The organism is Achromobacter sp. SIMBA_011 (assembly GCF_046535435.1).
Classification (GTDB): domain Bacteria; phylum Pseudomonadota; class Gammaproteobacteria; order Burkholderiales; family Burkholderiaceae_B; genus Achromobacter; species Achromobacter dolens.
In genome coordinates, this window is record NZ_JAWRWN010000304.1 from 1 (window position 1) to 281 (window position 281).

Here is a 281-nt window from a genome sequence, read left to right on the forward strand (position 1 = left end):
TGCCGCGAACGGTCTCGATCATCGCATCGCAGCCGGCCGGTTTCAAGGCCGCGCGCAAGCGCTTGATGTGCACGTCGACGGTGCGCTCCTCGACGAACACGTGATCGCCCCACACCTGGTCGAGCAGTTGCGTGCGGCTGTGCACGCGCTCCGGATGCGTCATGAAGAAGTGCAGCAGACGGAACTCGGTCGGGCCAAGATCGAGCTTGATCTCCGAGCCTTCGGCGTGCGCCGCGACGCGGTGCGTGGCCGGGTCGAGCTTGAGACCGTTGATGGCGACC

1 protein-coding gene is annotated in these 281 nt (G+C 66.2%); it reads right to left on the reverse strand.

Annotated elements, in window-relative coordinates; all coding sequences use genetic code 11:
• Positions 1–281, reverse strand: a 281-nt coding sequence (locus tag SB816_RS31065) for a winged helix-turn-helix domain-containing protein (RefSeq protein WP_410548124.1), incomplete at both ends; no start/stop codon positions are given.